The following is a 10,327-nucleotide window of genomic DNA, read 5'->3' on the forward strand; positions in this document are numbered from 1 at the left end:
AGCACCAAAAACATAATCTATTTGTATAGACGCGTTCTCAGTTCCCCAAACAGTTATTATGATCAAACCTAGAAGTGCGAATAAAACACCAATAAACTTCCTCAAATCGATTTTCTCTTTTAAGAATATAACCGCTGAAATAAGGATAAAAATAGGGGTTGTGGCAATAATAAGACTAGCTGCACCAGGTAAAACAAATTGTTCACCATAATTTAAACCAAGGTGATAGACCATGACTCCGAAGAAACCCAAAATAAAAATTGGGATAACATCTTTCTTGTACAATTTTGAAAAACTTCTAGGTTTAATTAAAATAACAAACAGGAAAACAACGTCAACTATTAAAAAACGTAAAATCGTTAGGTTAACAAAAGAAAGTTCATCTAAACCTATTTTTATGAAAGGGAATGCAAAAGCCCAGAAAATAACAGCAGCTACCATTAAAAAGATTAGATGTAAATCATTCAATTTCTTTGATTTATGCTGTCTCATAGTCAACGGATGAGATATACAAACTGTATAAAAAATAAATCATTCTGAGAAACAAAATATTTTCATAGCAATATTATTATACACGAAACAACTTTTATTATTGGGCTTTTATGAAAACGCTTGTTCTTAATGTGGACCGTGATGATGATTTCGGAAGAAAAACTAATACTAAAAGCCCTATCATAGGGATCAAGGATAACATAAACGCTGCTAACCGCCTTGGTCAAGCTGATCCTGAGGATTCAGATCTTAACGCGATTTTTTCTGCGATCTCAACATATAAACAATTAAAAAGAGAAAACAAAGACGTTGAAATAGCTACAATCTGCGGAGACATAAACGTTGGCTCTAAATCAGATACTGTTTTATCACAACAACTAGATGAGGTCATAAAAAAAACACAGGCAGATGAAGTCATATTCATAACTGATGGAGCAGAAGACGAATTCATAATACCAATGATTCAATCACGGATAAAAATAAACTATATAAAAAGAGTGACAGTAAAACAAACCAAAGATCTAGAGGATACATACTATCGGATTATGAAGATGTTGGATGATGAAAAAGTCCAAAAACAGATACTTTTGCCGATAGCTTTGGTTCTGCTTGTATGGGCCGTGTTTATTTTATTAAATATGACCTCTGCTGCTTTAGGCGCAACACTTTTTACTCTAGGGGTTTACCTGCTCATTAGGATATTCCACTTAGAAAGAAATGTTGTACGACTAGGACGAGAAATAAAATCAGGTTTTCTAACGGGGAGATTATCTATATACACTTACATAATAGCCATAGTAGTAATAGTTATATCCGGTTTCTTTGCATACAACAATACAGAGTTTAATACAGATGTTGCCTTCATACCATTTCTGTCTTTCTTGTCTAACATGATATGGGGTATTGTCGCGGCTGGTTTAATAGCTATATCCGGGCATGCAGTAGATATATATGTTAGGGAGGAAAAAGTGCCCTGGAAATACTGGATACTACCATTTTCAATAATAACATTTGGTTTTATCTCATCTGCTATATTCATATCACTACATAGAGCGTTCATAAACGGTGCGTCTCATTTCACGATAGAGCCTTTTCTAACATCAACATTTATAGGTTACACAACAACTGGTATCATGGTAGCTATAGTTGGTGGTATAACATACCATTACATAAAACAAGTATACACAAATGAAAAAGAAAAACCAGAAAAAGAAGAACAAAAACTTGAAATAGCTGAAAAAAACTGATATGTACTACAAAGAATGGGAACTGATTTATAAAAAAATTTTATGTGAATTCAACTTTTCTATCGAAGCCGATCAAATATCAGCAGATTTTCTAGATAATATATTGAAAAAAAATAACTCATACAATGTTAAAAAGTTGGAAGATGTAATAAAAAATAGAGAGGTTGTAGTTTTTGGTGCAGGTCCTTCTCTAGAAAAATCTATTATAAAACACAAAAATTTTTTTGTTGAAAAAATAAAGATAGCTGCAGATGGTGCAACAACAGCGTTACTAAAAAACAACATTCTGCCCGATATAATTGTCACAGATCTAGATGGCGGAGTTGTTGATCAAATAAAAGCAAACAATAAGGGTAGCATAATCGTGGTACATGCACATGGCGACAACTTAGATAAAATCAAAAGATATGTACCAAAATTCAGAGGACCATTGGTTGGTACAACACAGACCAACCCAAAAAACTATAGCAAACTAAGTAATTTTGGAGGTTTTACAGATGGTGACAGAGCAGTATATTTAGCTGACCATTTTCAAGCAAAAAAAATATACCTAGTTGGTTTCGATTTCAACAAAAAAATAGGAAAATATTCTTTTCCAAGTAAAAAAGATAAAAAAGTGAAGTTAAAGAAAATTGAATGGTGCAAAACACTTTTAGATAAAATAAAAAACACTCAATATCTTTAATTCCGATTTTTTTGCACTAGTTATATTAATTAAACACCTCTTGTATTCCATCAACAACTATGGACATAGTAGAGGGTTTATTGCTTTTTATCGCCATAATCGGTATATATGTACTAGTAGCTTATATGCTGCATAAAAAAGGTATTCTAAAAAAACATAGCATCTCTTTTTATGGGCCTGCTCTGATGTGGCGAACTGAAAAAGGCATAAATTTTCTTAAGAGGTTAGCAAAGAAACAGAGGTTTTGGAAAGTCTATGGGAATACCGGTATCGTTTTTTGTTTCATAACAATGGTTCTAATGACGTTGCTAATTATCACTACAGTATGGCTTGTATTTGGTTTCACTCCCGCGCAGAGAGCTAGGATGCCTGGTCCTGAATTTGCGTTATTATTACCTGTTATAAATCCTATCTTACCTATAGAATATATAGGATACATCATCATAGCTGTAGTAATCGCAATAATTGTACATGAGTTTTCACATGGCATACTAACACTTGTTGACAAATTAAAGGTAAAATCACTAGGTATACTCTATTTGATTATACCAATCGGGGCTTTTTGTGAGCCTGATGAAGAAGAACTCAAAAAAGCTGATATAAAACCAAGGATGAGGATATATGCTGCTGGTCCAACATCTAACATGATAGTTGTTTTACTGAGTATTTTGCTTATGTCTTTTGTTTTTATGTCTGCTGTGCAACCTGCTGCAGAAGGAGCCGTAGTATTTACTGTTGACTTGGATTCACCGGCTGAACAAATCGGGTTAAAATCAGGTGTTATAATCACTTATCTAAACGATACAAGGATAAAAAATGGCGACGAATTTTTTTATGCATTAAATCTAACAAAAGATAACCAAACAGTGAACATTTCCTATGTAATAAGAGATAAAACTTACACTAAGCAGGTTACTCTTGGCAATAAATACTTTGAGTTTGAAAAAAGAAAAAATATTTACAAAACAAATAATGAATCATATAAAAAAAAGGGTTATCTTGGGGTACAAACTTTACTTACCGACAGTGCATTCAAAGGATATTTATCCACTCTGAAAAACCCTTTCACGGGTTTCCCAGATGGACTCCTAATATTTTATAGTATACCATTAACTGGTTACTTTCAGGGATACAATCCTCTGGTGGCGCCATTCACTGATAACTACATAATAAGAGGTCCTCTAAGTATAATACCAACAGATATATTTTGGATAGTAGTAAACTGTTTGTACTGGATTTTCTGGTTGAATGCTGCTCTTGCATTATTCAATGTTTTACCTATGATACCCCTTGATGGAGGATTTCTGTTCAACGACGGATTAAGAGTAGCAATAAAAAAGATTAAAAAAGAAACCACGGAAGAACAGAGAGAAAAAATCGTGAAAAACGTGTCATTAGCTATCTCGCTTTTGATACTGGGTCTTGTTTTAATCCCGTTTTTTATAAAATATATTTAGCAGGTAAAATTAAATAAATTATTCTTTTTAGTTTATGTGTTTACTTCCATTTTCACTGTGCACGGTGTCGGTAGTTTCATGCGTGCCCTGCGAGCAGCTTCTTTTGCATATATAAGATTTGGCTCTGTTGTTTCAAGAATCATTAAAGTCTGCTCAGGGTAAACTCTTGCGGCAACACCAACAGGTTTACCATAGGATCTACGCATACCCTGAGAAACACGGTCTGCCCCAGCACCAGTTGCCTGTTTATTCTCCCTGATTACGATATGTGGGTAAACAAGCACCTTTAATCTATAATTAGCTACTCCAACTTTTTTCTCCATAACCCTGTTCATAGTTATTCGAGCAGATTCAAGGGCGCTATGCCTAATGTGGCATTTCTCGTTGGCAATAAGTGATAGTTTAATCGGGAATTTTTCGTTTTTGTTACCTATTACAAACTGGGTAATTCTCGATGGGGGGACACCACCCATATATTCTCTGCGTGTGGTGGCCATGCTTTTTACATACCTGTACATGCTGTTTGGTTTACGTGACATAACTTTTACACCGAGTAAAATCTTTCGATGGGAAAACCGAAATGTGGTATGGTATTTATAATTCTTTTTACAGTTTTTTAGCGATTAACCCTTGGTATACCATAACATTTAAAACAAGTGTTACATTGCCTAATTCTATCTAAAATCATATAGATAAGTGATAAATAATGAATAAAAACAAGATGGTACTACCTGGTGATCAACTAGCTACTTCTGAGGAACTTTCACCTGGTGATGGTACTTTTGAGGAAGATGGAATAATAAGATCAGCTAGGGTAGGAATCTACGTTGTAGATGAAAAATACAAAAAAGCAATGGTAAAACCATTGACTAGTGTACCAGTTTTGATTAAAAAAGGTGACATAGTATTAGCGACAATAACCTCAGTGAAACCAAACATGGCGATAGCTGATGTTATGCATGTGGTAGGTAAAAAAAGAGCTATATCAGGTGACACAAATGGTACTATAAAAGTATCAGAAATAGCACCATCATATGTAAAAGAGGCAAACGAAAAATTCAGTATAGGTGATATAGTAAGAGCAAAAGTTACACAAGTAACACCTAGTCTCCAACTAACTACAAAAGAAAGCAACTTAGGTGTCATAAAAGCTGTATGTGGAAAATGCAGGCAGCCACTAACCAGAAAAAGCATTGTTCTTGAATGTAAAAACTGTGGTAACGTAGAAAAAAGAAAAATCGCCTCAGATTACGGCGAATTCGACCCAAATAAATTCTAAAAAAAATTTAAAAGATTTAGAAAAGTGATGATATATGGATTTGAAAACACTTAGAAAAACAACTAAAGAATTAGAGTTAGAGGTCATTGGTGAAAATGAAACTATACTAAACCCAATAGTGCAGGTGTTGTTACAGAATGAGGATGTTGATTACGCAGCCTACATGACTGATCATCCAGAGTCAAACAAAAGAACTCTTTATATAAGGGTAAAAAAAGGTAGCCCGGAGGATATACTAAAAAAGGCTGTAAAACAACTAGAAGATGAGGTTAAAACTTTTATAAAAATTTTTGAAGACAAGAGTAAAAAAATAGGATGAAATCTTCAAACATTGAAAAAAACATAGGCATAGAAACCTTTTTTTCGCCATATGCTGGTACAGGTGGGAAACTACGTACAACCCCTGATGATTTTTTAGTAAAAGAAATATCCAATTACCCACCAGCTAAAGAAAAAGGAGATTATGTTGTTGCAGAGGTTACAACCATAAACTGGGAGACAAACACACTTATAAAAGAAATATCAGACAGATTACGTATATCAAGAAATAGGATAAGCTTCGCTGGCACTAAAGATAAAAGAGCAAAAACTACTAGGCTAATGTCTTTCTACAAAATCGAGAAGGAGAAACTATCTGGTATAAAAATAAAAGACGTATCTCTAGATAATATCTATTATTCTGATCAAAAGGTAAAAATAGGGGACCTGTTAGGGAATAGATTTGAGGTCATAATAAGGAACATAGAACCCGACATTAAAACAAATCATATACAAAACATTGTATCATTTATAGAGGAAAAAGGTGGTTTCCCAAATTTCTACGGCGTGCAACGTTTTGGTACAATAAGGCCAATAACCCATATTGTTGGAAAACATATAATCTGTAATGATTTTAAGAAAGCAGTTATGACCTATGTTGCTAAACCTATTGTTGGGGAAGATGAAAAAAACTACAAACTACGCGAGAGATTACAAAAAACAAATGATTTCTCAGAGGCATTAGCATCTTATCCAGATGAATTAAATTTTGAAAAAGCTATTCTGAATAGATTAGTTGTTAACCCAGATGATTTTGTTGGTGCTCTAACACAACTTCCAAAGAATCTTCTAACTATGTTCATCTATGCTTATCAATCATACTTATTCAACAAAATATTAAGTGAACGCATAAGAAGAAAACTGTCTATTAATAAAGCAGTTGTAGGTGACATCATCCTACCTGTTAGGAATAATGTGATTGATGAAAACGAACTGATACTGGTTACAGAGAGTAATATAGAAAAGGTCAACAAACAGGTTGCAAAAGGTAAAGCATTTGTTAGTGGTCTTTTATTGGGGTGTGACTCAAGGTTTTCTTCAGGGGAGATGGGTGAAATAGAACATAAAATAGTTGAAGAAGAGAAAATAGACCCGAGGGATTTTATTATACCTGAGATGCCTTTTCTTTCATCTTCTGGTTCTCGGCGTCCTTTGTTAGCCCCTGTTAACAATTTGGATTTCGAGTTAATGAAAGATGATTTTAACAAAGATAAACTTGCTTTGAAACTGAAGTTCGAGTTGAGAAAAGGATCCTACGCAACCTCATTGCTAAGAGAGTTTATGAAATCAGAGGATATAAGAAACTATTAAAAAAATGGTGTGATGGAAATTATTTTAACGGTCTTTTACCATTAAGGTGTACCTCTATTAGGGTTAAATAAACTAGATATGGTGAGAAAAACGACTATAAAAGCGCCTTCTCAGAAATACAACCCAAAACAAGTGGAACAAAAAATTCTAAAATTCTGGGCAGATGAGAACATATTTAAAAAATCAGTTGAACAGAGGAAAAACTGTAAACCATTTGTTTTCCTAGAGGGTCCACCAACGGCAAATGGTCTCCCTCACCTAGGTCATGTTCTTACCCGTGTTATGAAAGATTTGGTTTTACGCTACAAAACCATGGATGGCTATTATGTGGAGCGTAAGGCAGGCTGGGACACGCATGGTTTACCTGTGGAGATAGAGGTGGAAAAAAAACTTGGTTTAGAGGATAAACAGAGTATAGAAAAATATGGTATAACAAGGTTTAATGAAGAATGTAAAAAAAGCACTTTACAGTATGAGCGTGCATGGGTTGATATGACCCGCCGGATAGCCTTCTGGCTTGATATGGACAACCCTTATATAACATTCAAAAACGAGTACATAGAATCGGTTTGGTGGTCACTGAAACAGGCTTGGGAGAAAAAACTCCTTTATAAAGGGCATAAGGTGGTGCCGTACTGCCCACGCTGTGGTACTGTTCTATCAGCTCATGAGCTTGCCCAGGGGTATAAAACTGTTGAGGAGCCATCTATTTTTGTGAAATTTAAACTGAAGAACAAGGATGAGTATTTCCTTGCATGGACTACTACACCATGGACTCTTATATCTAATGTTGCTCTTGCGGTTCACCCGGATGAGACCTATGTTAAAATAAGATATAATAATCAGATTTTGATTTTTGCTGAAGATCGAGTGGCTGCTTTGTTGAAAGGTCAGGAGTATGAGTTACTTGATAGTTTTTCTGGGAAAGAACTCGAGTATGTTGAGTATGACCCGCTTTTTAGTTACGTTAAACCAGATAAAAAAGCGTGGTATGTTGTTTGTGCTGATTTTGTGACAATGGAGGATGGTACAGGTATTGTTCATATAGCACCTGCTTTTGGTGAAGATGATTACAATGTTGGCAAAAAATATGATCTCCCAGTTGTTCAACTTGTTAAACTTAATGGGACCTTTTCTGATGAGGTTACGCTTTGGAAGGGCCGGTTTGTTAAAGATGCTGACCCTAGTATAATAGAATATCTAAATGAAAAAGGACTGCTTGAGGGTACTAGGGATTACACGCATGAGTACCCTTTTTGTTGGCGGTGTGATTCACCATTGTTGTATTATGCTATGGAGTCATGGTTTATAGCTATGTCAAAAGTACAAGACTCCTTGGTTAAGAATAATAATCAGATAAACTGGTATCCAGAGCATCTTCAACAGGGGCGTTTCGGGGATTTTATAAGAGAGGTTAAAGACTGGGCTTTATCTAGGGATAGATACTGGGGGACTCCTTTGCCGATATGGGTTTGTACAAACAAAGAATGTAATCATACGATATGTGTTGGTGGTATTGATGAGCTAGGAAAACTAAGTGAAAACTTTGGTGATAACTATGATCTGCATAAACCTTTTGTTGATGAACTAATAGTACGTTGTCCTAAATGTAAATCGGAGATGAGACGTGAAAAAGAAGTTATTGATTGTTGGTATGACTCTGGTTCTGCTTTTTTTGCGCAGTGGCATTACCCGTTTGAAAACCAGGATAAATTCAAGAAAAACTATCCTGTGGATTTCATAAGTGAGGCTTTGGATCAAACCCGTGGGTGGTTTTATTCTTTGCTTGCGATTTCAACTTTTTTGTTTGATAAACCACCATATAAAAATGTGTTGACACTTGGTTTGGTTTTAGATAAAGACAACCAAAAGATGAGTAAAAGTAAACAAAACTATGTTGACCCAAATATGATACTTGATCATGAAGGCGCAGATGCCCTTAGATGGTATCTTATATCAGCTAATGCACCATGGATGTCCACACGTTTCTACGAGGAAGCGGTAAAAGACACGCTTGGTAAATTCATTCTCACGTTATGGAATTCATATAACTTTTTTGCAACATATGCTTCACTGGATAAGTTCGATCCTAAAAATGAAACTATACCATTGGAAAAAAGAGTTTTATTAGACAAATGGGTTCTTAGTAGGTTTAACAAAACAGTTTCTGAAACCAGAAAATACTTTAAGACTTTTGAAATCCATAAAGCAGCACGGGCTATAGAGAGCTTTGTGATAGAAGATTTTAGCAACTGGTATCTGAGGAGATCAAGGAAACGGTTATGGGTCGAGGAAAAAACTGTTGATAAACTAGCAGGTTACTCAACTATGTACGACGTATTTTTAGGTTTATCAAAAATCCTGGCTCCATTCATACCGTTTATAACAGAAGAAATCTATCTCAACATTAAAACAGAGGAGATGCCCAAGAGCATCCATCTATGCGACTACCCTGTGTCAGATAAAAAAATGATAAACGAAAAACTCGAAGAAGGCATGAACAAGATAAGGAAACTAGTGGAAATCGGTAGAGCACTTAGATCAAAAACAGGAATCAAAGTTAGATGCCCACTCAGCGAAGCAACAATAATATGCAAAAAAGAAGAAGAGGATATGATAAAAGATTTATTAGATTTGTTAAACGAGGAAATAAATGTAAAACATATATCTTTTGCTAGAGACACCTCACATTTTATGACAAAAACCATTAGACTAAACTATTCACATGTTGGACCAAAACTAAAAGAAAAAGCAAAAATTGTTAACGAAAAAATAGAAGAATTAGACAAAGAAAAAATTTACAAGGAACTATTGAAAAACAAAAAAATAACAGTAGAACTTGAGGATGAGAAAATACAACTGACAAAAGATGACTTTGAAATAGTTGAACAAGAAAAAACACAATACGCATACCTCGAAACCGATGGAATGATACTATTTTTAGACACAACACTCACACCAGAACTTGAGGCAGAGGGTTTTGCGAGAGAGATAGTAAGAAGAATACAGTCTATGAGAAAAGAACTGGATCTGAATGTAGAGGATACAATCATCACAGAAATCAAGGTGGATGAAAAACAGAGAAATTCTCTTCAGAAATGGAAAAACTATATTGAAGGAGAGACAAGATCCAAAAAAATTGTTTTTGTTGATAAACCAGTTGGGAAACTTGTTAAAAAATGGGACATAGATGAATTGCAAGTTGAAATCGGTATAAGCAAATAAGCGTCCGTTTGTTCAGTGTACTGTCAACCGGCATCGCTAACATTTCATAAATAAAATGATGCCGGTGTTCCCTCAACACCAAGAGAATATCGAACGTTATTGAACCATTCTATATATTCAAACAGAAGAAGTGAAGCATTATCAAAGACCTTGTCAAGCACAAGATATTCCTCTTTTAAATTCCGGATTGCCCTTTCAACTTTACCTTTTGCTTCCGGGTAATTAGGTGGTGCTGGTTCATATTTCACCTTATTAACTTTACACCATTGTTTAAGATCATGACTTTTGAATTGTGACCCATTGTCACAAAGGA

The 10,327-nt window shown here is 34.7% G+C and carries 10 protein-coding genes; 7 read left to right on the forward strand and 3 right to left on the reverse strand.

Features of this window, described 5'->3' with window-relative positions; all coding sequences use genetic code 11:
• On the reverse strand, window positions 1-492 hold a 492-nt coding region (locus QHH19_04925), incomplete at its 3' end, for a DMT family transporter (GenBank protein MDH7517667.1).
• Between the two features lie 110 nt (window positions 493-602).
• Between QHH19_04925 and QHH19_04930 the strand changes: the two genes are divergently transcribed.
• From QHH19_04930 to QHH19_04940, 3 genes are read left to right on the forward strand one after another with little or no spacing between them, the layout of a single operon-like run.
• On the forward strand, window positions 603-1,739 hold the full coding sequence (locus QHH19_04930; GenBank protein MDH7517668.1) for a DUF373 family protein: 1,137 nt from the start codon (window positions 603-605) through the stop codon (window positions 1,737-1,739).
• A 1-nt stretch (window position 1,740) separates the two neighbouring features.
• Window positions 1,741-2,424: a DUF115 domain-containing protein gene (locus tag QHH19_04935; GenBank protein ID MDH7517669.1), complete on the forward strand. Its 684-nt coding sequence runs from the start codon at window positions 1,741-1,743 to the stop codon at window positions 2,422-2,424.
• Window positions 2,425-2,483: 59 nt separating this feature from the next.
• Entirely contained in the window at window positions 2,484-3,881 is a 1,398-nt protein-coding gene (locus QHH19_04940) for a site-2 protease family protein (protein ID MDH7517670.1), read from the forward strand.
• Between the two features lie 32 nt (window positions 3,882-3,913).
• Here QHH19_04940 and QHH19_04945 read toward each other — a convergent pair whose 3' ends face one another.
• Window positions 3,914-4,420 carry a 50S ribosomal protein L16 gene (locus QHH19_04945; GenBank protein MDH7517671.1) on the reverse strand — a complete coding sequence of 169 codons (507 nt, stop codon included), beginning with the start codon at window positions 4,418-4,420 and terminating at the stop codon, window positions 3,914-3,916.
• 167 nt (window positions 4,421-4,587) lie between these two features.
• Between QHH19_04945 and QHH19_04950 the strand changes: the two genes are divergently transcribed.
• From QHH19_04950 to ileS, 4 genes are all read left to right on the forward strand, one after another.
• The gene (locus QHH19_04950) at window positions 4,588-5,160 is read left to right on the forward strand and encodes an exosome complex RNA-binding protein Csl4 (GenBank protein ID MDH7517672.1); all 573 of its coding nucleotides are present in this window, start codon (window positions 4,588-4,590) and stop codon (window positions 5,158-5,160) included.
• Between the two features lie 34 nt (window positions 5,161-5,194).
• Window positions 5,195-5,479 carry a DNA-directed RNA polymerase subunit L gene (locus QHH19_04955; protein MDH7517673.1) on the forward strand — a complete coding sequence of 95 codons (285 nt, stop codon included), beginning with the start codon at window positions 5,195-5,197 and terminating at the stop codon, window positions 5,477-5,479.
• Window positions 5,476-6,789, forward strand: a complete 1,314-nt coding sequence (gene truD / locus QHH19_04960) for a tRNA pseudouridine(13) synthase TruD (GenBank protein ID MDH7517674.1) — start codon at window positions 5,476-5,478, stop codon at window positions 6,787-6,789. Before QHH19_04955 ends, truD begins: the two co-directional genes overlap by 4 nt.
• 78 nt (window positions 6,790-6,867) lie before the next feature.
• Complete coding sequence (ileS, locus tag QHH19_04965) at window positions 6,868-10,014, forward strand: isoleucine--tRNA ligase (GenBank protein MDH7517675.1); 3,147 nt, start codon at window positions 6,868-6,870, stop codon at window positions 10,012-10,014.
• 44 nt (window positions 10,015-10,058) lie between these two features.
• Here ileS and QHH19_04970 read toward each other — a convergent pair.
• On the reverse strand, window positions 10,059-10,327 hold a 269-nt coding region (locus QHH19_04970; GenBank protein MDH7517676.1), incomplete at its 5' end, for a hypothetical protein.

It is taken from the genome of Candidatus Thermoplasmatota archaeon, assembly GCA_029907305.1.
Classification (GTDB): domain Archaea; phylum Thermoplasmatota; class E2; order DHVEG-1; family DHVEG-1; genus JARYMC01.

Bases quoted from the DNA above. Each gene is read 5' to 3' on its own strand.
- QHH19_04930 (MDH7517668.1), top strand. From the start codon at position 603: ATGAAAACGCTTGTTCTTAATGTGGACCGTGATGATGATTTCGGAAGA.
- ileS (MDH7517675.1), top strand. From the start codon at position 6,868: ATGGTGAGAAAAACGACTATAAAAGCGCCTTCTCAGAAATACAACCCA.
- truD (MDH7517674.1), top strand. From the start codon at position 5,476: ATGAAATCTTCAAACATTGAAAAAAACATAGGCATAGAAACCTTTTTT.
- QHH19_04935 (MDH7517669.1), top strand. From the start codon at position 1,741: ATGTACTACAAAGAATGGGAACTGATTTATAAAAAAATTTTATGTGAA.
- QHH19_04945 (MDH7517671.1), bottom strand. From the start codon at position 4,420: ATGTCACGTAAACCAAACAGCATGTACAGGTATGTAAAAAGCATGGCC.
- QHH19_04955 (MDH7517673.1), top strand. From the start codon at position 5,195: ATGGATTTGAAAACACTTAGAAAAACAACTAAAGAATTAGAGTTAGAG.
- QHH19_04950 (MDH7517672.1), top strand. From the start codon at position 4,588: ATGAATAAAAACAAGATGGTACTACCTGGTGATCAACTAGCTACTTCT.
- QHH19_04940 (MDH7517670.1), top strand. From the start codon at position 2,484: ATGGACATAGTAGAGGGTTTATTGCTTTTTATCGCCATAATCGGTATA.